This window comes from Streptomyces sp. NBC_01476, assembly GCF_036227265.1.
Classification (GTDB): Bacteria; Actinomycetota; Actinomycetes; order Streptomycetales; family Streptomycetaceae; genus Actinacidiphila.
In genome coordinates this window covers 4,519,617-4,542,500 of sequence record NZ_CP109446.1, presented here as the reverse complement: position 1 = coordinate 4,542,500, position 22,884 = coordinate 4,519,617, and the positions used below count along the sequence as shown (strand labels likewise).

Annotated in this window: 16 protein-coding genes (1 of these 16 cut by a window edge); 9 read left to right on the top strand and 7 right to left on the bottom strand. The window is 73.3% G+C overall.

Annotated features, from left to right (window positions below; genetic code table 11):
* Nucleotides 1-376: the end of an MFS transporter gene (locus OG552_RS19810; protein WP_329134768.1), read on the top strand. It extends 926 nt beyond the left edge of the window; only the last 376 of its 1,302 coding nucleotides appear in the window; the start codon falls outside the window, past its left edge; it ends in the stop codon at nt 374-376.
* 28 nt (nt 377-404) lie between these two features.
* On the opposite strand, the gene OG552_RS19805 is transcribed toward OG552_RS19810, so the two are convergent.
* Together OG552_RS19805 and OG552_RS19800 are read right to left on the bottom strand one after the other, a co-directional pair.
* Nucleotides 405-2,126, bottom strand: coding sequence for an ATP-binding SpoIIE family protein phosphatase (locus tag OG552_RS19805; protein ID WP_329134765.1), 1,722 nt, complete (start codon nt 2,124-2,126; stop codon nt 405-407).
* Nucleotides 2,127-2,239: 113 nt separating this feature from the next.
* Complete coding sequence (locus OG552_RS19800) at nt 2,240-3,607, bottom strand: NAD(P)/FAD-dependent oxidoreductase (protein WP_443070979.1); 1,368 nt, start codon at nt 3,605-3,607, stop codon at nt 2,240-2,242.
* Between the two features lie 324 nt (nt 3,608-3,931).
* Between OG552_RS19800 and OG552_RS19795 the strand changes: the two genes are divergently transcribed.
* Nucleotides 3,932-4,714: a TetR/AcrR family transcriptional regulator gene (locus tag OG552_RS19795; RefSeq protein WP_329134761.1), complete on the top strand. Its 783-nt coding sequence runs from the start codon at nt 3,932-3,934 to the stop codon at nt 4,712-4,714.
* Nucleotides 4,715-4,906: 192 nt separating this feature from the next.
* Nucleotides 4,907-6,976, top strand: coding sequence for a sigma-70 family RNA polymerase sigma factor (locus OG552_RS19790; protein ID WP_329134759.1), 2,070 nt, complete (start codon nt 4,907-4,909; stop codon nt 6,974-6,976).
* A gap of 63 nt (nt 6,977-7,039) precedes the next feature.
* On the opposite strand, the gene OG552_RS19785 is transcribed toward OG552_RS19790, so the two are convergent.
* The 5 genes from OG552_RS19785 to OG552_RS19765 form a co-directional block, all read right to left on the bottom strand.
* The gene (locus tag OG552_RS19785; protein ID WP_329134757.1) at nt 7,040-7,777 is read right to left on the bottom strand and encodes a DsbA family oxidoreductase; all 738 of its coding nucleotides are present in this window, start codon (nt 7,775-7,777) and stop codon (nt 7,040-7,042) included.
* 385 nt (nt 7,778-8,162) lie between these two features.
* The gene (gene tmk, locus OG552_RS19780; protein ID WP_329134756.1) at nt 8,163-11,456 is read right to left on the bottom strand and encodes a dTMP kinase; all 3,294 of its coding nucleotides are present in this window, start codon (nt 11,454-11,456) and stop codon (nt 8,163-8,165) included.
* A 261-nt stretch (nt 11,457-11,717) separates the two neighbouring features.
* Complete coding sequence (gene topA / locus OG552_RS19775) at nt 11,718-14,519, bottom strand: type I DNA topoisomerase (protein ID WP_329134754.1); 2,802 nt, start codon at nt 14,517-14,519, stop codon at nt 11,718-11,720.
* A 232-nt stretch (nt 14,520-14,751) separates the two neighbouring features.
* Entirely contained in the window at nt 14,752-16,875 is a 2,124-nt protein-coding gene (locus OG552_RS19770; protein ID WP_329134752.1) for a sensor histidine kinase, read from the bottom strand.
* On the bottom strand, nt 16,865-17,686 hold the full coding sequence (locus OG552_RS19765; protein WP_329134750.1) for a response regulator transcription factor: 822 nt from the start codon (nt 17,684-17,686) through the stop codon (nt 16,865-16,867). The genes OG552_RS19770 and OG552_RS19765 overlap by 11 nt, the downstream gene beginning before the upstream one ends.
* 124 nt (nt 17,687-17,810) lie before the next feature.
* On the opposite strand from OG552_RS19765, the gene OG552_RS19760 reads away from it, so the two are divergent.
* The 6 genes from OG552_RS19760 (at nt 17,811) to OG552_RS19735 (ending at nt 22,794) form a co-directional block, all read left to right on the top strand.
* On the top strand, nt 17,811-18,482 hold the full coding sequence (locus tag OG552_RS19760) for a hypothetical protein (protein WP_329134748.1): 672 nt from the start codon (nt 17,811-17,813) through the stop codon (nt 18,480-18,482).
* A gap of 3 nt (nt 18,483-18,485) precedes the next feature.
* Entirely contained in the window at nt 18,486-19,760 is a 1,275-nt protein-coding gene (locus OG552_RS19755) for an HlyD family efflux transporter periplasmic adaptor subunit (RefSeq protein ID WP_329134746.1), read from the top strand.
* On the top strand, nt 19,757-20,536 hold the full coding sequence (locus tag OG552_RS19750) for an ABC transporter ATP-binding protein (RefSeq protein ID WP_329134744.1): 780 nt from the start codon (nt 19,757-19,759) through the stop codon (nt 20,534-20,536). Before OG552_RS19755 ends, OG552_RS19750 begins: the two co-directional genes overlap by 4 nt.
* Nucleotides 20,533-21,768 (top strand): ABC transporter permease, encoded by a 1,236-nt coding sequence (locus OG552_RS19745; protein ID WP_329134743.1) that lies wholly within the window; start codon nt 20,533-20,535, stop codon nt 21,766-21,768. Before OG552_RS19750 ends, OG552_RS19745 begins: the two co-directional genes overlap by 4 nt.
* Before the next feature lie 86 nt (nt 21,769-21,854).
* Complete coding sequence (locus OG552_RS19740; RefSeq protein WP_329134741.1) at nt 21,855-22,367, top strand: TM2 domain-containing protein; 513 nt, start codon at nt 21,855-21,857, stop codon at nt 22,365-22,367.
* The gene (locus OG552_RS19735) at nt 22,360-22,794 is read left to right on the top strand and encodes a DUF2752 domain-containing protein (RefSeq protein WP_443070978.1); all 435 of its coding nucleotides are present in this window, start codon (nt 22,360-22,362) and stop codon (nt 22,792-22,794) included. The genes OG552_RS19740 and OG552_RS19735 overlap by 8 nt, the downstream gene beginning before the upstream one ends.
* Nucleotides 22,795-22,884: the final 90 nt, after the last annotated feature.

The window sequence follows — 22,884 nt, the reverse complement described above, 5'->3', positions numbered from 1 at the left end:
CCACCACGCGCTGGCGGTCACCGCGATCATCTCGACGTACGCGCTCTTCGGGCTCGGGGAGTCGATGCTCTCGCCGACGGTGTCCCCGCTAGTCGCGGATCTGGCGCCGGACCGGATGGTGGGTCAGTACAACGCGGCGTTCGCGCTGGTGAAGCAGCTGGCGCTGGCGCTGGGCCCGGCGGTCGGCGGGCTGATAGCCGGCGCGGGCGCGTACGGGCCGTACATCGTGATGCTCGTGGTCAGCTCGCTGGCGATCTCGGTGACCGCGCTGCGTATGGGGCGCCGGCTCACGCCGGTCCAGGAGACCCCGCTGCGGCACTCCCTGGTGGTGGCGCGGTCCAGGGTTCCGGTGCCCGAGCGGGTGCCGGCCGGCTGATCCCGGCCGGGTCCGCGGGACCGGTGGCTCAGGCGCTCACGGCCGCCGGTTCGCCCTGCTCCGGCAGGGCGAACTCGCACCAGACGGCCTTGCCGCCGCCCGGTGTGATGCGCGAGCCCCAGGCGGAGGCGATGGTGGCGATGATCGAGATGCCGCGGCCCGCCTCGTCCGCGGGCTCGGCACGCCGCCGCCGTGGCAGGTGCTCGTCGCCGTCGGTGACCTCGATGATCAGCCGCCGGTCGGTGCGGCGCATCCGCAGCCGCATCGGCGGGGTGCCGTGCTTGAGGGAGTTGGCGACGAGTTCACTGGCGGCGAGGACACCGAGGTCGGTGAGTTCGACCGGGAAGCGCCAGGAGGCGAGCACCCCGGAGGCGAAGGCGCGGGCCCTGGGGGCCGCTTCGACGCCGCCGAGGAGTTCGAGCGAGGCGTTGCGGAAGAGCTCGGCGTCGCCGCCGGTGTGCTCCGGGTACTGCAGCACCAGCACGGCCACGTCGTCGTCGTGCTCGGAGGTGACGCCCAGTGCGCGCATCAGGCGGTCGCAGATCACCTGGGGTGCGCCGGTGGCGCCGGAGAGCGCGCGGGTGAGGGCGGCCACGCCCTCGTCGATGTCCTCGTCACGGCGTTCGATGAGGCCGTCGGTGTAGAGGACGGCGGTGCAGCCGGGGCCCAGCGGGATGCTGCCGGAGGTGTGGATCCAGCCGCCGGTGCCGAGCGGCGGGCCGGTGGGTTCGGCGGCGATCCGGACGGTGCCGTCGGGGTCACGGATCAGGATGGGCAGGTGGCCGGCGCTGGCGAAGGAGAGCCTGCCCTCGCTGGGGTCGTGGACGGCGTAGACGCAGGTCGCGATCTGGGTGGCGTCGATCTCCGAGGCGAGCCCGTCGAGGAGCTGGATCACCTCGTGCGGGGGGAGATCGAGCCGGGCGTAGGCGCGTACCGCGGTGCGGAGCTGGCCCATGACGGCGGCGGCGCGCACGCCCCGGCCCATCACGTCCCCGATGACCACGGCGGTCCGGCCGGCGCCCAGCGTGATGACGTCGTACCAGTCGCCGCCCACCGCCGCGTCGGTGCCACCGGGCTGGTAGGTCGCGGCGACCCTCAGGTCGTCGGGCTGTTCCAGCTGCTGCGGCAGCAGGCTGCGCTGGAGGGTGACCGCGGTCTCGTGCAGGCGGCGTTCGCTCTCCCGCAGCCGTTCCGCGGACTGCACCTGGTCGGTGACGTCGGCGGCGAAGACCAGGACGCCGCGGCGTTCGGGTTCGGGGTCGTCGGGCTGGACCGGGGTGCAGGTGAAAGTGAAGTAACCCTGACGGGTGAGCGCCGAATCGTCGGACCAGGTGACCTTGCGGGCCTTGACGGTGCGTGGTTTGCCGCTGCGGTGGACCTGGTCCATCAGCGGGAGCAGGCCGAGTTCGTCAAGTTCCGGCAGTGCCTCGCGGGCCGGGGCGCCGGTGTCGCGGGGCCCGAAGACACCGGTGTAGGCGTCGTTGACGAAGCCCACCCGGTGGCTGGGCCCGTAGGTGACCGCGATGAGTGCGGGCAGCAGCCGCAGCACCCCGCGGACCGAGGGCTCGCGGCCGGGCGTGACCGGTGTGACCTGGGGCGGGGCGGCCGGCGGGGCGGATGGTCGTCCCATGCCGCCCGGGCCCGTTCCGGTGGCCGGTGCGGCGGGATCGCCGGCCTTGCCGCGTGCGGCGGGTACGGCACTGCGTCGCTGTGTTCCGGGGAGCCGGGCGCTCCAGCGCGTAAGGTTCAAACGTCCGATTCCTCGTATGTGGCACTGTTCGCCAGTGCTGGGGCACGCGTGGTCACCCGCCCAGTGTGGCCGACCGGTGCCCCCGGGGGGAATCGCAGTCGCCCGCGCGGCGGTCAGGTCTCGTCGGGTTTACGCCCGGAACCGGCGGCCAGTTCGAATTCGGCGCGCGGGTGTTCCAGTGATCCCAGCGAGACGATCTCCCGTTTGAAGAGCCCGGCGAGCACCCACTCGGCGAGCACTTTCGCCTTGCGGTTGACGGTGGGCACCCGGCTGAGGTGGTAGGCCCGGTGCATGAACCAGGCGGGATAGCCCTTGAGTTTCCGGCCGTAGAGGTACGCGACGCCTTCGTGCAGGCCCAGGGAGGCGACCGAGCCGGCGTACTTGTGGCGGTACTCCTTCGGCCGGTGGCCGCGCAGTTCGGCGACGATGTTGTCGGCGAGCACCTTGGCCTGGCGGACGGCGTGCTGGGCGTTGGGCGCGGTCTCGGCGCCGGGCTGCTCTGCGGTGAGGTCGGGGACGGCCGCCGCGTCGCCTGCGGCCCACACGCCGGGGAAGCCGGTGACCTGCAGGGTGGCCTCGGCGGTCAGCCTGCCCCGGCTGTCGAGCGGCAGCCCGGAGGCGGCGAGGATCGGTGCGGGTCTGACGCCCGCGGTCCACACCAGGGTTCTGGTGGGCAGCCGGTCGCCGTCGGAGAGAACCGCGACGCGGTGTTCGCAGGACTGCAGCCGGGTGCCGAGCCGGATGTCGATGTTCCGGCCGCGCAGCTCGCGTACCGCGTACTTGCCGAGTTCGTCGCCGACCTCGGGCAGGATCCGGCCGGTCGCCTCGACCAGGACCCATCTCATGTCCTCGGCACGGACGTTGTGGTAGTAGCGGACCGCGTAGCGGGCCATGTTCTCCAGTTCGGCGAGCGCTTCCACCCCGGCGTAGCCACCGCCGACGAAGACGAAGGTGAGCGCGGCCTCCCGGAGGGCGGCGTCGCGGGTGGAGGAGGCGATGTCCAGCTGCTCCAGCACGTGGTTGCGCAGACCGATGGCCTCCTCGACGGTCTTGAAACCGATGCCGAACTCGGCCAGGCCCGGGATCGGAAGGGTGCGGGAGACGGAACCGGGGGCGAGGACGAGGTGGTCGTAGCCGAGTTCCAGGGCGTCGCCGCCCTCCTCAGGGGTGGCCGGGGTGGTCACCGCGACGGTCTGTTTGCCGGGGTCGACGGCGCGGGCCTCGCCGGCCACGATGCGGCACTTGTCCAGCACCCGGCGCAGCGGTACGACGACGTGCCGGGGGGAGATGGAACCGGCCGCGGCTTCGGGGAGGAAGGGCTGGTAGGTCATGTACGGCTGGGGTTCGACGACGGTGATCCCGGCCTCGCCGCGCTTGAGCTTCCGCTGCAGCCGCAGGGCCGTGTACAACCCGACATAGCCACCGCCGACGACAAGAATGCGCGGGGTGCATGCTGTGGCCAAAGCTGCCGACTCCGTCATTGCTCCATGAGGCAATGGACCTGAGCCGTTTGTCCACAGGCCGGACACGACCTTTCCGGGAAATCGCCTGCCGAGCGGGGCGGTGAGGGCGCATCATCGGGCAAAGGGCCCACCGGGGTACCGGGCGCTCGCGCGATACGGTGATCGGGTGGTATGGGGTCGTATGCCCCAGGAGAGCGCCCTGTCCCCTCCGCCCCCTTCTTTCTTGACGCGCACTCAACTATGTTTGTATCTCGTAGTACTGCGCGGTATGCGCAGGGATCTTGGTTAAGGGTGGGGAGTCTCCGGGGGGAGACATGAGAGATTTTTGCGGGGGATACGCATATGCAGATTCAGGACTCTCGACGCGTCGCAGCAAGCGGTTCCACCGGACGCGCGGGTGTGGGGACGGCTGCCCCGCTGCGGGTTGACGCGCAGCGCAATCTGGAGCACGTGCTCCGGGCGGCCCGTGAGGTCTTCGGCGAACTCGGTTACGGGGCGCCGATGGAGGACGTGGCCCGGCGCGCCCGGGTCGGCGTCGGCACCGTCTACCGCCGCTTTCCCAGCAAGGACGTGCTGGTCAGGCGGATCGCCGAAGAAGAGACGGCACGGCTGACCGAGCAGGCGCGGACCGCGCTCGGGCAGGAGAACGAGGCGTGGTCGGCGCTGGCGCGCTTCCTGCGCACCTCGGCCGCGTCCGGCGCCGGACGGCTGCTGCCGCCGCAGGTGCTGCGCGTGCAGGGGCCCGCCGACGACCAGGACGAGGCACGGGTGCCGCAGCAGCGCACCCGGTTCGCGGTGGCGGACGCCGGGACCGGGATCGCCGACGTGCTCGACGGCGAACAGGACCAGGACGGGGTACGGACGCTGCTCGACGTGGTCGGACAGCTGGTCGACCGGGCCCGCGAGGCGGGCGAGCTGCGCGGTGACGTCTCGGTGGCCGACGTGCTGCTGGTCATCGCCACCGCCGCGCCCACGCTGCCGGACCCGGCGGAGCACGCCGCTGCCTCCGCCCGGCTGCTGGACATCCTGCTGGACGGACTGCGGTCCCGTCCGGCGGAGCGGCGCACGGAGCCGGCACCCGACCGGCCGGCTGACCGCCCGGCGGCTTCCGCCGGTCCGCGGTAGCCCTTCCGTTCCGCGCTTTCCTTGCCTTCCGCCCGGAGCTTTCCGCCCGGAGAGTCTTCCGGGCGGAAACACCGGCACCTCCCGCGACCCGAAAGAGTGAAAGTGCGGGATTCCCTGCATGAGGGGGTCTCGGAGGGATGGTTCCGCCCGATGCCATGACGCCGGGGGGTTCTCCTGTGCCACGCTTGCGCCGTGGATGAGGGAAGCGGGGAGTCCGGCGCCGCGGCGGCGGACGCGGAGACCAGCGACGGCACGCCGTCGCGCAGGGTGCCAGGTCAGCGTGATCCGGCGGCGCGGCCCGAGCCCGTACGCCCGGACGCAGTACGCCCCGACGCCGTACGCGCCGGGACCGCCAGGAGCGGCGACCGCGACGGTGAGGTGCCGGCGCAGAGCGAGGTGCCGGCGCAGGGCGAGGCGCCCGGGAAGCCGGAGACCGCGCCGGCCGACGACGACGTGTTCGCCGCGGGACACCCCGGTCCGCACGGCGCGGACGCCCGGGCGGACCTGGCGGACGCCGAGTTGCTGGCGCAGGTGCGGGGCGGGCAGGACAGCGCTTACGAGGAGCTGTACCGCCGGCACGCCGAATCCGTCCGGCGGTACGCGCGGACCTGCTGCCGCGACGCCCACACCGCGGAGGATCTGACCGGTGAGGTCTTCGCCCGCACACTGCAGGCGATCCGCGGCGGCAGTGGCCCGCAGACCGCGGTCCGCGCCTATCTGCTGACCACCGTCCGCCGGGTGGCGGCCACCTGGGGCAACACCGCGCGGCGCGAGCACCTCGTCGAGGACTTCGCGGTCTTCGCGGTGTCCGCGGCCGGCGCCGCGAGCGCGCAGGAGAACGCGGACCTCGGCGCCGAGGTGCGGGCGATGCGCGAGGCCGAACGGTCCCTTGCCATCCGGGCGTTCCGCACGCTGCCCGAGCGCTGGCAGACCGTGCTCTGGCACACCGCGGTGGAGGACGAGTCGCCCAGCGACATCGCGCCGCTGCTCGGCCTGACGCCCAACGCCGCCGCGGTGCTCGCGCACCGGGCCCGGGAGGGCCTGCGGCAGGCGTATCTGCAGGCACACGTCAGCGCGACCCTGACCGCCGAGGGTGAATGCGCGCGCTACGCCGACCGGCTCGGCGCGCATGCCCGCGGGGCGCTGCGGACCCGCGCCGACCGCGAACTCAACCGTCACCTCAAGGGGTGCGCCCGCTGTTCCGCCGCCTCGCGGGAACTGGCCGACCTCAACTCGGCGCTCAAGGGACTCCTGCCGGTCGCGTACATCGGCTGGTTCGCCGCCGTCTACGCCGCCAAGGCGGCGGGCGTCGCGGTGGCCGGCGGCGCGGCCGCTGCCGGGGCCGCGGGAGGCGCCGCGGCGGCGGCCACCGGATCGGGCAGCGGGGCGGGTGCCGCGAGCGGCGGCGCCGCCGCGGAAGGTCTCGGAGCGCCCGCGAAGGCCGGGATCGCGGCGGCCGTGGTGGCCGCCGTGGCCGCTGCCGCGGTTGCCGTCGCCCTCACCGGGGGCGACGGCAAGCAGCAGCCCAAGCCGGTGGCGGCCAAGCCGCCGGTCAGCGTGCCGGGCGTACCCGTGCCGCCGCAGTCCCCCGCGCCCAAGCCCAAGCCGAAGCCGCCGGCCCCCGTGGCCGTACCGCCAGGGCCCGCGCCCTCGGTGACCCCGGAGCCGGCCCCGCCGACGGTGCCGGTCGTCGCACCGGACCCGCCGAAGCCCAAGCCGTCGGCGCCTCCGAGGCCGGCGCCGACCACTTCGCCGGCCACTCCCCCGGCGTCTCCCACGACGCCGCCGCCCACCACACCGCCGCCTCCGCCGCCGCCCGAGCCGGTCACGTACCAGGTGAACTCCCTGCCGGTCGGGCGCGGCCAGGACACCGAAGGGCCCACCATCCGCCCGGGCGGCGGCAGTTGGTGGTGGGACCGCTGGGGGCTCAGCATCGGCGGCGACCGGTACGGCCACGGCATCACGGTGCGCGGCCTGTCCACGGTGACGATCGACCTCAACCGGGCGTGCGTGTCCTACGACGCCAGCGCCGGCGTGGACGACCTCACCCGCTGGCTCGGGGCGCCCCTGCGGTTCTCGGTCTACGGGGACGGCACCCGGCTGTGGTCCTCACCGGTGGTCCGCGGCGGCGACCCGGCGGTGCCGGTCCACGTCGGGCTGACCGGCGTCACCACCGTCAAGCTGGTGGTCCAGCCGCAGCGGTCGGGCCTCGCGCCGGCGAATCTGGCCGACTGGGGGGACTCGGTGATCACCTGCTCGTAGCGCGGGCACGACGGAGCGGCGGGTCCGGTTTCGCGGAACCCGCCGCTCTGTGGTTGTGCGTGGTCAGTTGGCCGCGGCTGCCGGGTGGTCGGCCGGCACCGCGCAGACGCCGTCGGCGCACGCGGCGTCGGCGTCCGCGGTGTCCGCCGGGTGAGCTGCCGGCGCGTCCTCGGCGGCCGTTTCCTTGGCCACCTGCTCCAGCGCCTGCAGGAAGTACGAGGTCTCCTGGCCGCCCTGGACGGCCCACTTGCCCTCGAAGATGAAGGTCGGCACGGCGGTGATACCCAGCTGACGGGCTTCGTCGATGTCGGCGGCGACCTCGTCGAGCAGTTCGTCACTGTCGAGGAACGCGGCCACCGCGGCACGGTCGAGGCCGGCCGCCACGGCGGTCTCGGTGAGCTGGGCGCGGTCGCCGATGTCCAGGCCCTCGCTGAAGTGGCCGGTCATGATCCGGCCCTTGAGCCGCCCTTGCGTCTCGGCCCCGTACTCGTCCAGCGCGAAGCGCAGCAGACGGTGGGCGAGCAGTGAGTTGTTCTCCAGCACCGTGTCGAAATCGAAGGTCAGGCCCTCGTCGGCGCCGAGCTTGGTGAGGTGGCCGTCCATGGCCAGTGCCTTGGGGCCGAACTTGGCGGCCAGCACCTCGCGGTGGGCGCGGGGCTCGTGCGGGGCGCTGGGGTCGAGCTGGAAGGGGCGGTAGACGACTTCGACGGGCTTGGGGAAGGCGGCCAGCGCGCGCTCGAAACGGGCCTTGCCGAGGTAGCACCACGGGCAGGCGATGTCGCTGTAGATCTCGACTTTCACGGCTGTCTCTCTTCCGGCTCCGGCGACCTTTTCCCCTCCGGGCAACCGGGCGACGGGCCTTCGCTATTCCCGTCGCGACGCACGGGGGCGCGCCACTCCGCTGGGAGCGGTGCCCTACAGGGGCGCGAGGAACTGCGCGAACGGCCACGACGGGGCCGCACCCCGCCCACCGGCCGAAAGGGGCTGTCGCTGTCGCATCCGGACCGCCGGCCGGTGGCCGGCTGAGCGCGCAGTTCCCCGCGCCCCTTCGGGGCACAGGTCCTCCTCGCGGAGTGGCTCGCCCCACAGGGGCGCGAGGAACTGCGCGAACAGCCACGACGAGGCCGCACCCCGTTAGCGGAGCGGAGGGGCACCCGCGGTCGTATCCGGACCGCCCGCCGGGGGGCTAGCGGCGGGGCTCGGGGGGGTCGTCGTCGGAGTGGGGGCCGAGGAGTTCGTCGGCGAGGGTGGGGAGGTCGTCGAGGGGGGTCTCCTCGGCCCAGACCGGGCGGGGGCGGGGCTGGGCCGGGGGCTGCTGGACCGCGGGGAGTTCGCGGGTGCGGTCGCCCTCCGGCTGCTCGGGCCGGAAGAGCCAGTCGGGCACCCGGTCCACCGGGGAGGAGTCGCCGTCCCGCGCGGGCGGGGGAGCGTCCGTGTCGTCGGTCTTGGGTGTGACGGGCGGCATGACCGTCGTCGTCTCGGACGAATCCGGACCAGGCTCCTTCACCGGCGACAGCACCGTCGTCGTCTCGGACGAATCCGGGCCAGAGTCCTTCACCGGCGGCAGCACCGTCGTGGTCTCCGACGAGTCCTGGCCCCGCTCGGGGTCGACCACCGGCGGCAGCACCGTCGTGGTCTCCGACGAGTCCTGGCCCCGCTCGGGGTCGACCACCGGCGGCAGCACCGTCGTGGTCTCGGAGGGGTCCGGGTCGGCCGGGACGGCCGGGAGCACCGCGGTCTCGTCCGCCGCGCCCGCACCGGACTCCGTGGGCTCCACCGGCCGGACCGGCCGGACCGGCCGGAGCTTGGCGGTGTCCGCCGTGGCGACGGAGGGCAGCTCCGTGGTCTTCTCCGCGTCAGCGGAAGGCGGGGTCGCCGCCGCCTTGGCCGCGGCTGCCGCCGCCGCGGTGCGGGCCGCTTCCGCCCGCAGCAGCGCCTCCTCCGCCTTGCGCTGCTTCTCGCGGCGCCGCTCCTCCGCTTCGGAGCGGAGCCTGGCCTGCTCTTCGGCGAGCCGTCGCAGGCGTGCCTGCTCGGCGGCGCGGGCGTCTTCCTCGGCCTGCCGGCGGGCGGCCTCCGCGGCCGCGACGCGGGCGGCTTCCTCCTCACGGAGGCGGGCCTCTTCCGCCGCCTGCGCGGCCTTGCGCTCCTCGATCTCCCGCCGGGCCGCCTCCTCGGCGGCGACGCGGCGCTCTTCCTCCTCGCGGCGGAGCTTTTCCAGCTGCGCCTGGCGTTCCCGTTCCTGACGCTCCAGCTCCGCCTTGTGGGCGGCTTCCTCCGCGGCGATACGGGCCGCTTCCTCGGCCGCCTTGCGCTCGGCTTCCGCGCGGGCGGCTATTTCCTGCTCCGAGAGCGGGAGGACCTGGTCGAGCCGGTGCCGTACGACGGTGGTGACCGCTTCGGGAGCCTGCCCGGCATCCACCACGAGGTAGCGGGCGGGGTCGGCGGCGGCCAGGGTGAGGAAACCGGCCCGGACCCGCTGGTGGAAGGCGGCCGGTTCGGATTCGAGGCGGTCGGGCGCCTCGGTGAAGCGCTCGCGGGCGGTCTCCGGGGAGACGTCGAGCAGCACCGTGAGGTGCGGGATGAGCCCGCCGGTCGCCCAGCGGTTGATCCGGGCGATCTCGGTGGGGGCGAGGTCGCGGCCCGCGCCCTGATAGGCCACGGAGGAGTCGATGTAGCGGTCGGAGATGACCACCGCGCCGCGGGCGAGAGCGGGGCGGACCACGCTGTCGATGTGTTCCGCGCGGTCGGCCGCGTAGAGCAGCGCTTCGGCGCGGTGCGAGATGCCGGCCGAGGAGACGTCGAGCAGGATCGAGCGCAGCCGCTTGCCGACGGCTGTCGCGCCGGGCTCGCGGGTGACGACGACCTCGTGGCCCTTGCCGCGGATCCACTCGGCGAGCGCCTCGACCTGGGTGGACTTGCCGGCGCCGTCGCCGCCTTCCAGGGCGATGAAGAAGCCGGAGTCGGCCGGGGCGACGGCCGGTTCGCCGCCGCGCAGCGCCTCGCGCAGGTCGCGCCGCAGCGGTACGCCGCTGCGGTCGTCGGTCTTGCCGAGCACGAGTGCGGCGACCGGCAGCAGCAGGGCGCCGATGAGCATCAGGGTGTACTCGGCGCCGCCGTGGTCGAAGGTGAAGTGGCCGCGGTGGATGCGGTGCGGGCCGATCAGGGCGGCGAGCAGCGGCGCGCCGATGGCGGCGACGCCGAGCACCGCGCGGGAGACCGCCTGCAGGTGCTCGGTGGTACGCGCCCTGCGGCCTTCCTCGGCCTCCTGCTCGATCAGTACGTGCCCGGTGTTCGCGGTGACCCCCGCGGCGATCCCGGAGAGCAGCGCGAGCAGCAGCACCGTGGTCTGGTCGGCGACGATGCCGGTGAGCAGCAGGGCGAGCCCGGTGACGCCGATGGCCAGCGAGAGCAGGCGCCGCCGGGACAGGCCGGGCAGGATGCGCGGCGCGAACCGGATGCCGGCGACCGTACCGGCGGTGAAGGCCAGGACGAGCAGGCCGAAACCGACCGGGCCGAAGCCGAGGTCGCCTGCGTGCAGGATCGACACGGCCACCGCGGCGCCGATCGCGCCGGTCACCGCGGAGGTGGCCAGGACGAGCAGCGGGAGCGAGCCGGTCCGGCCGCGTTCGGCGCCCGCGGGTCCCTTCGGCAGCCGCAGGCCCTCCAGCGGGGAGCGGGGGCGGGCGGTGCTCCCGGAGGGGAGCTCCAGCAGGTAGAGGATCGCGATGGAGGAGGAGAAGAGGCCCGCCGCGACGTAGGACGCCAGCGCGACCTGGTGCAGGTGGAACCAGTCGACGCCCACCGCGATCAGCGTGTTGATCAGGGTGACGACGACGAGTGCGGCGGCGGCCAGCGGCAGTGCGACGAAGCCGGTGCGCAGGGACAGCCGTTGCAGGGTGGCGAGGTTGTCGGGCGCGGGCCGTACCGAGGTGTCGCCGGGCGGCGGCAGCAGCGAAGGGGCGGCGCCGTCCTTGGCCACGGTCCACAGCCGTTCGGCGAGGCCGGTGGCGAAGGCGGAGCAGAGCAGCCAGAGGTGGGCGGAGTCCGGGACCCAGGTGATCCAGAGCGGGGCGACGATGAAAAGCGCGAGGCGCACGCCGTCGGCGCCGATCATCGTCCAGCGCCGGTCGAGCGGGCCGGTGGCACTGGTCAGGGCGGAGAGCGGGCCGAGCAGGACGGCGCCGAAGAGCAGGGTCGCGATCAGGCGGGCGGCGAAGACGGCAGCGGCCGCGAGGGCGATGCCGCGGTAGCCGCCGCCGAAGGAGCCGGAGCCGGCGACTGCTTGCACGGTGAGGACGAGCAGTGCGAGCAGGCCGAGGCGGTCGGCCACCGCGCCGGTCAACTGGGCGCTCCACAGCCGGCGGAGCGCGGGGATCTTCAGCAGTGCGCCGACGGCACGTTCCCGGGAGTCAGCAGCGAGGTCGTCGGCGAACGCCTCGGTGACGTCGGCGGGCTGCGCTGGCTGCTCGGATCGCGTCATCCTGACAGCCTATCCGGAGCGCGGAAACCAAACGCCTCCGGCCGAACAAACGGAGGGGGTTGTTGTCCCACGGCCCTACGGCACCCCCGCGCTCCCCGCCCCGAAGGGCGGCCCCGAAGGGGCGCGAGGAACTGCGCGAGCAACCGGCCACCGGCCGGTGGTCCGGACACGACAGCAACAGCCCCTTTCGGCCGGTGACGGAGTGCGGCCCCGTCATGGCCGTTCGCGCAGTTCCTCGCGCCCCTGGCGGGGCGTTACCGGCTACTCCGCCGAGGTGGGGGTCTTCTTGGCGGCGGCCTTCTTGGCTGGGGTCGCCTTTTTCGCCGGGGACTTGGCCGCCGCCTTCTTCGCCAGGGACTTCTTCGCAGGCGTCTTCTTCGCCGTCTTCTTGGCGGGAGCCTTCGCCCGCTTCTCCGCGAGGAGTTCGTAGCCGCGTTCCGGCGTGATCGTCTCGACGTCGTCCTCACGGCGGAGCGTCGCGTTGGTCTCGCCGTCGGTGACGTACGGACCGAAGCGGCCGTCCTTGACGACGACGGGCCGCTCGCTGACCGGGTCCGTGCCCAGCTCCTTCAGCGGGGGCTTGGCCGCGGCGCGGCCCCGCGCCTTGGGCTGGGCGTAGATCGCGAGCGCCTCGTCGAGGGTGATGCTGAAGAGCTGGTCCTCGGTCTCCAGGGAGCGCGAGTCCGTGCCCTTCTTGAGGTAAGGCCCGTAGCGGCCGTTCTGCGCGGTGATCTCGACGCCGTCCGCGTCCTTGCCGACGACCCGCGGCAGGGACATCAGCTTGAGCGCGTCCTCCAGCGTCACCGTGTCCAGGGACATCGACTTGAAGAGGGAGGCGGTGCGCGGCTTGACCGCGTTCTTGCCGGTCTTCGGGGTGTCCTCGGGAAGCACCTCGGTGACGTACGGCCCGTAGCGGCCGTCCTTGGCGACGATGGGCCGGCCGGTCGCCGGGTCGGTGCCGAGTTCGAAGTCGCCGCTGGGCTTGGCGAAGAGCTCCTCGGCGTACTCGACGGTCATCTCGTCCGGCGGCAGGTCCTCGGGCACGTCGGCCCGCTGGTGGTCCTCCTCGCCGCGCTCGCCCTTCTCGACGTAGGGGCCGTAACGGCCGACCCGCAGCATGATGCCGTCGCCGATCGGGAAGGAGGAGATCTCCCGGGCGTCGATGGCGCCGAGGTCCTCGACGAGTTCCTTCAGGCCGCCGAGGTGGTCGCCGTCGCCATTGCCGCCGACCGCCAGTGCCGGGGTCCCGCTGCCGGGGTCGGCGCCGAAGTAGAAGGCGCGCAGCCACGGCACGGACTGGGCCTCACCGCGGGCGATCCGGTCGAGGTCGTCCTCCATCGAGGCGGTGAAGTCGTAGTCGACCAGCCAGCCGAAGTGCTTCTCCAGCAGGTTGACCACCGCGAAGGAGAGGAATGTCGGGACGAGCGCGGTGCCCTTCTTGAAGACATAGCCGCGGTCGAGGATGGTGCCCAGGATGGTGGCGTACGTGGAGGGGCGGCCGATCTCCCGCTCTTCCAGCTCCTTGACCAGCGACGCCTCGGTGTAGCGGGCGGGCGGCTTGGTCGAGTGGCCGTCCGCGGTGATCTCGTCGGCGGTCAGCGGGTCGCCCTCGGCGACCTGCGGCAGCCGGCGCTCGCGGTCGTCCAGCTCGGCGTTGGGGTCGTCGGCACCTTCGACGTACGCCTTGAGGAAGCCGTGGAAGGTGATGATCTTGCCGGACGCGGAGAACTCGGTGTCCCGGCCGTCGGCGGCGGCGCCACCGACCCTGACGGTGACGGACTGGCCGACCGCGTCCTTCATCTGGGAGGCGACGGTCCGCATCCAGATCAGCTCGTAGAGCCGGAACTGGTCGCCGGTCAGGCCGGTCTCCGCGGGGGTGCGGAAGCGGTCGCCGGACGGGCGGATCGCCTCGTGCGCCTCCTGCGCGTTCTTCACCTTGCCGGCGTGCACCCGCGGCTTGTCCGGCAGGTAGTCGGCGCCGTAGAGCTGCGTGACCTGCGCCCGGGCGGCCCGGATCGCCGTCTCCGACAAGGTGGTGGAGTCGGTACGCATGTAGGTGATGAAGCCGTTCTCGTACAGCTTCTGCGCCACCTGCATCGTGGCCTTCGCGCCGAAGCCGAGCTTGCGCGACGCCTCCTGCTGGAGGGTGGTGGTACGGAACGGGGCGTACGGCGAGCGGCGGTAGGGCTTCGACTCGACGCTGCGGACCGAGAACCGGGAGTCGGCGAGGGCCGCGGCCAGCTCGCGGGCGGCCGTCTCGTCGAGCTGCAGGACGTTGGCGCCGTCCTTGAGCGCACCGGTCGAGGCGTCGAAGTCACGGCCCTGGGCGACCCGGCGGCCGTCGACCGCGATCAGCCGGGCGGTGAGCGTGGACGGGTCGGAGGCGTCACCGGTCCTGCCGGTGTTGAAGGTGCTGGTCAGGTCCCAGTAGGAGGCGGAGCGGAACGCCATCCGCTCGCGCTCGCGCTCGACCACCAGGCGGGTGGCCACCGACTGCACGCGGCCCGCCGACAGCCGCGGCATGACCTTCTTCCACAGCACCGGGGAGACCTCGTAGCCGTAGAGCCGGTCGAGGATACGGCGGGTCTCCTGGGCGTCGACCAGCCGCTGGTTCAGCTCCCGCGGATTACGGACGGCTTCCTGGATCGCGTCCTTGGTGATCTCGTGGAACACCATGCGGTGCACCGGCACCTTGGGCTTGAGGATTTCCTGCAAATGCCACGCGATGGCCTCGCCCTCGCGGTCCTCATCGGTGGCCAGGAATAGTTCGTCGGAGTCCTTGAGAAGATCCTTGAGCTTCTTGACCTGAGCCTTCTTGTCGGCGTTGACGACGTAGATCGGCTGGAAATCGCTGTCCACATTGACGCCGAGCCGTGCCCACGGCTGGCCCTTGTACTCCGCCGGCACTTCGGCGGCCCCGTTGGGGAGGTCGCGGATGTGCCCGACGCTGGCCTCGACGACGTATCCAGGGCCGAGATAGCCCTTGATCGTCTTCGCCTTGGCAGGCGACTCGACGATGACGAGTCGGCGGCCGCTGTGTGCGGTCTCGCGGGTCGGGGACAACTTCGCTCTTCTCTCCGGGTCGAAGGGGTGTCGCTGCGGAGTGTGACCGTACCTCCTGGGCCCGTGTCAAACGGGAAAAGTCCGCAACGCCACTCGAACGGTAACCCGATGTACGTTCTATCCACACTGTCGGGGTCCCCAAGCAGGCTACGTCCCCGGATCGGATCGCGCCCGAAATTGCCTGTCCTCCCACCCGCCGCCCGGCCGGTGTCACAGTGCCCTCCGGCGCTTCTCAGCGCGGTGGGGAGGACGCCGGCAAGGTGATCGTGAAGACCGAACCGCGACCTTGGACACTGGTCGCGCCGACGCTACCGCCATGTGCCTCGGCGAGCTTGCGGACGATGGAAAGGCCCAGGCCACTGCCCCCGGTCTGGCGGCTGCGGGACTTCTCGGCCCGCCAGAAGCGGTCGAAGACCCGGGGCAGGTCCCCGGGCGCGATCCCGGACCCGGTGTCGGCCACTTCGATCACCACCTGACCGGCTCCGGCGGTACGGGCCCGCAGGGTGACCGTCCCGCCGGCGGGGGTGTGCCGTACCGCGTTGGACACCAGATTGCCGACCGCCTGCCGGAGCCGTACCGGATCCGCGACCACCACGGGCCGTCCCTCGGCACCGGTCGCCAGGGTGACGCCGGCCGCGTCCGCGTTGCCGCGGTGCGCGGTGGTGACCTGCCCGAGCAGTTCGGTCAGGTCGAGCTCGGCGGTCCGCAGCCGCAGCTCTCCCGCGTCCGCGGCGGACAGGTCCCGCAGGTCGTCGATGACGTGCTGGAGCAGGACCGCCTCGTCCAGCAGCGATCCCACCAGTTCCTTGTCAGGTACCACCAGGCCGTCCTGGGCGGCTTCCAGCCAGCCGCGGATGTTGCTCAGCGGGGTGCGCAGCTCGTGCGCCACATCGCTGACCATGGCTTTGCGCAGGCCCTCGGACTGCTCGCGCCGCTCCGACATGGTGTTGAAGGCGGCGGCGACACTGCCGATCTCGTCGCCGGCCCGCACGCTGACCCGGGCGGTCAGATCGCCGTCGGTCATCCGCCGGGCGGCTCCGGCCAGCGCCCGCAGCGGGCGGATCATCCGGGTGCCGAGCAGTGCGGTCACCGCCAGGGTGAGCAGCAGGACCAGGCCGGTGACCTCAGCGATCCTGGCCCGGTTGCCGGCCGACAGGTCGAGGAAGGTGGTGGCGTCCTGCCGCGGGCTGCTGACGAAGAGCAGCGCGGGCGGGGCGACGTAGGGGGCGAGCTGTTCGCGGCGGCCGGTCTCGACGCAGGCGCCGACGGCGGTGGAGTCGGCGTCGGGGTCGGCTGCCGAGCCGGCCGTGGAGTCGGTGGAACCGGTGGAACCGGCGGAGTCAGTGGAATCAGTGGGGCGGGCGGAATCGGACTGTTCGGTTCGGGTCCTCCCGGTGGCGCTCCGCGGGCTCCAGCTGAAATCCAGGTTCAGGCGTACGGGTGGTGCGCCGTGCCGGTCCAGACAGGTGTTCACGAGTCCGTCGAGCTGGTTCAGGGCCCGGTTCTCGGTCGCGGTCGGGGCGTCCAGGGCTGTGGTGTCGCAGTCGGTCGGCAGGTAGAGGTTGGCCTGCCCGACCTGTACCACCGACCGCCCGGCGGGTGTCCTGGCGACCTGGGCGGTCAGGTGCATCGTGTCGCGCAGGCAGGCGGCGGTCCGCAGGGCGATGCCGCGCAGCGTCGTCCGCTCCCCCGCGGTCAGCCGGAACGGGCCGACCGCCCGGGCGTCGATGGTGCTGGGCACGGCGGGGTGGAAGGCGCCGGTCTGCTGCCCGGCGGCCTCGGAGGGCAGTTGGGCGGAGGGTTGAGCGGAGGGCTGGCCGGCGGAGGTCAGGCAGCGGGTGCCGGCGGCGCACCTTCCCGGCCGCGGGGCGGGCGTATCGGTCACGGCGACGCTCACCCCGGACTGCCCGGTGACCGACGCGGCTGGCTGCCGGCTGACCAGGTTGCCGTCGACGGCGAACGGGTCGACCGTCGCGGACGCCTCGGCCGGCAGGCCGGGACCCCCTTGACCTGGTCTTACGCTGTCGGAGCCGGTCCCGGACCCGGGGGCGGCGGAGTCCAGCAGCGGTCGGCGGTCCTCGTCGGTCAGGGTGATCCGGTGACCGCTCTTGCGGGCGAGGTCGCGTACGGTGCCGGCCGCGCCCGCCCAGTCGTGGTGGGTGGCGGCGTAACCCAGCAGCGCGTCGTAGATCTCGGCGTCGTCGGCGAACGCCTGGCCCTGTTCCTGCTGGATCGCGACCGCCGTGGTGTGCACGGTCAGCCAGGCGGTGGCGGCGATCGAGCAGGCGGAGACGAGGGCGGCGAGCACCATGAGCTTCAGCAGCAGGCTGCGGCGCAGCGGTACGTCACGGCGCACGGCGTATCCCCTGGGGTTCGTGGGCGGCCGGCGCCGGTCCGGATGGTTCCGCCGGTCCGGATGGCTCGGATGGTTCCGCCGGTTCCGCCGGTTCCGCCGGTTCCGCCGGTTCCGCGACCAGCTTGTAGCCGACGCCGTAGACCGTCACCAGCCGCACCGGGCGCTGGGGTTCCGGCTCGATCTTGCGGCGCAGATTCATCACGTGGACGTCCACCGTGCGGGAGGTGAAATAGCGGTCGATGCCGTGCTGCCGCTCGATGATCTGAGCCCGGGTGAAGACCCGCCCCGGCTCCGCGGCCAGCAGGCCGAGCAGGTCGAACTCGCCCGGGGTGCACTCGATCCGCCGGCCGTCCGCGGTCACCTCGTGCCGTACCGGATCGACGCTCAGGGCGCCCACCCGCAGCACCGGATCGGGCGCGGCGGCGGCCGGGCCGGCGGCACCGCTGCGGCGCAGCAGCGTACGGATCCTGGCCATCAGCTCGCGCGGGCTGAACGGCTTGGTCATGTAGTCGTCGGCGCCGAGGTCGAGGCCGAGCAGCAGATCGTCCTCGGCGGACCTGGCGGTGAGGATCAGGACGGGCAGCGCGGCCGTACCCGGCTCCGCGCGCAGCACCCGGCACACGTCCAGGCCGTCGGCCTTGGGCATCATCACGTCGAGCACCATCAGGTCCGGCGGGTGGCGCCTGGCCTCGTCCAGCGCGGCCCTGCCGTCGTGCACGACGACCACCCGGTGGCCCTCGTGCCCCAGATAGCGGCGGATCAGCTCGGCCTGCTTGGGGTCGTCCTCCGCCACTACGACATGTGCGCACATGGCGACGAGTGTAGGAAGCGGGCCGGCCCCTGCGGCCGGTCGTGAGCCGCTGCACGCACGGGACCACGGGATGGCTACGGCTTCCTGACAATCTCCTGACAAGTCCTGCCTAGCGTCCCCGGGTATGGCTCACCACACCTCCCGGCCGGCTGGCCGCCGCCGGACACGCGCCCTGCTGCTGACCGCCCCTGCCGCGCTGTGCCTGCTCACCCTGACCGCCTGCGGCGGGGGCGGGGCGAAAGCCACCCCTGGCGTCGCCTCCCTGCCCACGACGAAGGCGCCCTCGGCCGGCCGGGCCGCGGGGACGCCGACGCCCACCACGACCTCGACCACGACCGCGTCTACGTCCGGCGCTGGCGGGGACAGCACCGCCAGGCCCCAGGAGCGGCTGGACGACACCCCGGAGGAGCGCGAGGCCCTGATCCACGCCTGGGACCAGTGCCTGGTGGACCATGGCGCCAAGTGGACCACTTCCAGGGCCGGGGTGGCCGGTGCTCCCAAACAGGTCGCCGACCCCGTACCGCCGGCGGCCAGCGCCGCCTGCGAGGACAAGCTCCCCCAGCTGCCGCCGGAGCTGAACCCCGACCTCAACCCGCACTACCGGGACGACACCCTCGCCGAGATCAAGTGCCTGCGCGACCACGGCGTGATGGTCCACCTGGTGGCCGACACCAGTGTCGACCCGCACGGGCTCGGCTGGACCTTCGACAGCAGCACCGTCAAGGTGCCCGACAACGAGTCGGAGATCGAGGACCAGTGCCAGCTGGCGGCCTTCGGCGGCGGGAAGGGGAAGTAACCCGTGCCCGACCTGCCCCCCGGGCCCGACCGGCCCGACCAGCTCGACCAGCACGAACGGCTCGACAACCGCGATCCGCGTGATCCGCTCGACGGTCCTGTCCCCTCGGACCGTCCCGACCGCGCCGACCGCCCCGCCCCCGACCGCACCCGCCGCACCCCCGAGCGCACGCGGCGCGGCTACGGCCGCCGGTTCGCGGTCCTGGCCGTGACCCTCGCGGTGGCCGTGGGCGTCACCGCGGGCGCCGTCGCCCTCAACGCGCACGCCCGCAAGCCGGCCGGACTCCCCACCGACGCCCCCAGGACCGGCACCGCCACCGTCACCCGGACCGACCTCTCCGACACCCGCAGCCTCCCCGGCACCCTCGGCTACGGCCCCGCCACCCCGGTCACCGGCCGCGGCACCGGCGTCGTCACCGCACTGGCGGCGGCCGGCTCGACCGTCACCCGCGGCCACCCGCTCTACCGCGACGACGACCAGCCGGTGATGCTCTTCTACGGGCAGACCCCGCTCTTCCGCACCCTCAAGGCCCCGGCCGGCAAGACCCCGCCGACGCGCGGCCGGGACGTGACGGTCGTCGCCGACAACCTCACGGCGCTCGGCTACGACATCGGGTACCGGCCGCCGGACGACGACGGCCTCGGGGACACGTACACCGCCTCGCTGGCGGCCGCGGTCAAGCGCTGGCAGAAGCTGGTCGGCATGGCGCGGACCGGCACCCTGAGTGCCGGTCAGATCGTCGTACTGCCCGGCGCGATACGGATCAGCTCGGTGCAGGCCCGGCTCGGCGACCCGGTGGCCGAGACGCTGCTGTCGGTCACCTCGACCGGCAAGACGGTCAGCGTGCCGGTCGAGGCGGGCGACGCCGGCGGCATCACGGCCGGCGCGAAGGTGACGATCACGCTGCCGGACGACCGGACCGTGCCCGGCAAGGTCAGCGCGGTCGGGCAGAGCGTCCAGACGCAGGGCGCGGGCCAGCCGGACGGGAACGGCCAGGACAGCCCGCCGACCCTCAACGTCTCGGTGGCCCCGCTGCACGCGAAGGACGTGGGCGGGCTCGAAACCGCGCCGGTCACCGTCCTGTTCACCACCAGCACCCGCAAGGGCGTGCTCGCGGTGCCGGTGACCGCCCTGGTCGCCCTCCGCGAGGGCGGATACGCGCTCCAGCGCACCGACGGGACGCTGGTCGCCGTCACCACCGGGCTCTTCGCGGGCGGGCAGGTCGAGGTGAGCGGCACCGGGATCAGCGCCGGGCTGCGGGTGGAGAGCGCCTCATGAGCACCCCCGCAGCGACTCCCGCCCCGACCCCCGCGCCGGCCCCCGTCCCGACTCCCGTCCCGACTCCCGCGCCGGTCCTGAAGGTCCGGGAAGCCACCAAGGCGTATCCCGGCGGGGTCACCGCGCTCGACCGCGTCTCGCTCACCATCGAGACGGGCGAACTGCTGGCGATCCTCGGCCCGTCCGGCTCCGGCAAGTCGACCCTGCTGAACATCATGGGCACCCTCGACCTCCCCACCAGCGGCACCGTGGAAGTCGCCGGGCAGGACGTGGCCGGGCTCTCCGACCGCCGCCTGTCGGTGCTGCGCGGGCGCTGGCTGGGCTTCGTCTTCCAGCAGTTCCACCTCACCGACGGCCTGAGCGCGGCGGAGAACGTCGCCACCGGTCTGCTCTACGCCGGTGTCCCGCGCCGCCGGCGGCTGCCGCTGGCCCACGAGGCCCTGGCCCGGGTCGGCATGGCCCACCGCACCGGTCACCTCCCGCACCAGCTCTCCGGCGGCGAACGGCAGCGCGTCGCCATCGCCCGCGCCCTGGTCAACGCGCCCGCGCTGGTCCTCGCCGACGAGCCGACCGGCGCGCTGGACAGCGTCAACGGGCAGGCCGTACTCGATCTGCTCACCCGGCTGAACGCGGAGGGCACCACGATCGCGGTCATCACGCACGACCGGGACATCGCGGCCCGGCTGCCCCGGCGGGTGGAGCTGCGGGACGGACGGATCGTCAGCGACACGGCCCCGGCAGCCGTTCCGGCACCCCGCCGGGAGGTGTCGCGGTGAGCGCCCTCCGGACCGCCCGCGCCGAGCTCCCGCACGCCCACCGCCCGGTGCGGCTCTCCCCCGGTGACATCCTGCGCCTCGGCCTGATCGGAGTGCGGGTCCGCAGGATGCGGGCGGCCCTGTCCGCGCTGGGGATCTCGATCGGCATCGCCACCATGATCGTGGTGACCGGCATCCCCGCCTCCAGCCAGCAGGCACTGCTGACCCGGCTGACCGCGCTCGGCACCAACATGCTGCAGGCGCAGCCGCGGGGCAACCAGGACCCACCCGTCCTGCTGCCGCCGAGCGCCGACGCGATGGCCCGCAGGATCGGCCCGGTCACCGACGCCAGCGCGGTCGCGAACACCCACCGGACCGTGCAGCGCAACGACCGCTCCGACCCGAGCGACAGCGTCGGCATCAGCGTGCTGGCGGCCCGCGACGGGCTGCTCCCGGCGATCAACGGTTCGGTGCACACCGGCCGCTTCCTCAGCCCCGCCACCGACCGCTTCCCGACCGTGGTCCTCGGCCACCAGGCCGCCTCCTGGCTCGGCTTCCGGGAGCTGCCGCCCGGTCAGCCGGCCCCGCAGGTCTTCATCGACCACCGCTGGTTCACCGTGATCGGCATCCTCAACCCGATGCCGCTCACCCCGGACCTGGAGCAGTCGGTCCTGGTCGGCTGGCCGGCCGCGACCACGTACCTGCACTTCGACGGGCACCCGACGGTGGTCTATCTGAAGGCCGCCGAGGACTCCCTGGAGGACGTACGGGCGGTGCTGCCGGCCACCCTCTACCCGAAGCTGCCGGGCCTGATCCAGGTGGGCCGGCCGTCGGACGCGCTGGCCGCGAAGCGGGCCACCGAGCAGACCTTCTCGGGGCTCTTCCTTGGGCTCGCCGGAGTGGCGCTGCTCGTCGGCGGGATCGGCGTCGCCAATACGATGATCATCTCCGTGCTGGAGCGACGCCGGGAGATCGGCCTGCGCCGGGCACTGGGCGCCAACCGGGGTCAGATCCGGGGCCAGTTCCTCACCGAGGCGGTGATCCTGTCCGCCTTCGGCGGCGTCGCGGGAGCGGTCATCGGCGCGCTGGGGGTGGTGGGCTACGCCTCCTTCCAGGGCTGGCCCTCGGTGATCCCGCTCTCCTCGGTGGCGGAGGGCATCGGCGGGGCCCTGCTGGTCGGAGTGATCGCCGGCGTCTACCCCTCGCTGCGCGCGGCGCGTCTGACGCCGACCGAGGCGCTTGCCACGACCTAGTCACGACCTGGGCCCGACCGGGACGGGCGGGGCCGGCGGCTGTCAGGATGGCTTCACGACGTCCGCAGATCACAGGGGGAACGGCTGTGTCCGACCAGAATCCCTACGGGGAGAACCCGTACGGCAAGACTCCGTACGAACCGACGCAGGCCGCCGGGTACGGCTATCCGCAGGACGGCAGCGCCACTCCGCCGCCCGGGGGATGGAGCGGCTACCCGGAGGGCGGCCAGTCCGGGTCCGCGCAGCAGGGCCCCGCCTACCCGCAGGGCGGCCCGACGCCCCCGCCCGGGTACGGCTACCCGCCGCCGCCCCCCGGCTACCCGGTCCAGGCCGGGATGTACACCGGTGACCCGAACGCGCCCTACGGCTACGACCCGTACGGGCGGCCGTACTCGGAGAAGTCCAAGATCACCGCGGGCGTACTGCAGTTGTTCCTCGGCGGCTTCGGTATCGGCCGCTTCTACACCGGGCACACCGGCATGGCCCTGGCCCAGCTCTTCACCTGCGGCGGCTGCGGGATCTGGTCGCTGGTCGACGGGATCATCCTGCTGGTCTCCGACGACAAGACCGACGCCCAGGGGCGGGTGCTGCGTGGCTGAGCACACCGGGCGGGCCGGCGCACCCGTAGCGGTGCGCCGGCCGCCCGGGCCACGGCACCACCCGGCGGTCGCCCCGCTGGCCACGCTGGCGGCCGGGCTGGCCGCGGCGGTGTACCTCTACGGCACCGACCCGCACCAGAGCGGGCACTGGCTGCCGCGCTGCCCGTTCAACTGGCTGACCGGGCAGCTCTGCCCGGCCTGTGGCGGCACCCGGCTCGTCTACGACCTCCTGCACCGCGAGTTCGTCCGCGCCTTCCACGAGAACGCGCTGCTCTTCGTGCTGCTGCCGTTCGCCGGGTGGGCCCTGGCCCGCTGGCTCCTGGCAGGCCTGCGCGGCCGGCGCTGGCGCCTGGTGCTGAGCGCCCGCACCCAGTACGCGCTGCTGGGCACGGCGCTGGTCTTCACGGTCGTCCGCAACCTTCACTGAGGCCGGACCGGGCGCTTGGGGCGCTTGGACGCATAAGACGCTTGAGCGCTTAAGGCGCTCGGCCGCTCAGGGCGCCGGGCAGCCGGGCTC

Coding starts and splice junctions, on each gene's coding strand:
- OG552_RS19800 (WP_443070979.1), bottom strand. CDS start 3,607: ATGACGGAGTCGGCAGCTTTGGCCACAGCATGCACCCCGCGCATTCTT.
- OG552_RS19795 (WP_329134761.1), top strand. CDS start 3,932: ATGCAGATTCAGGACTCTCGACGCGTCGCAGCAAGCGGTTCCACCGGA.
- tmk (WP_329134756.1), bottom strand. CDS start 11,456: ATGACGCGATCCGAGCAGCCAGCGCAGCCCGCCGACGTCACCGAGGCG.
- OG552_RS19765 (WP_329134750.1), bottom strand. CDS start 17,686: ATGTGCGCACATGTCGTAGTGGCGGAGGACGACCCCAAGCAGGCCGAG.
- OG552_RS19760 (WP_329134748.1), top strand. CDS start 17,811: ATGGCTCACCACACCTCCCGGCCGGCTGGCCGCCGCCGGACACGCGCC.
- OG552_RS19750 (WP_329134744.1), top strand. CDS start 19,757: ATGAGCACCCCCGCAGCGACTCCCGCCCCGACCCCCGCGCCGGCCCCC.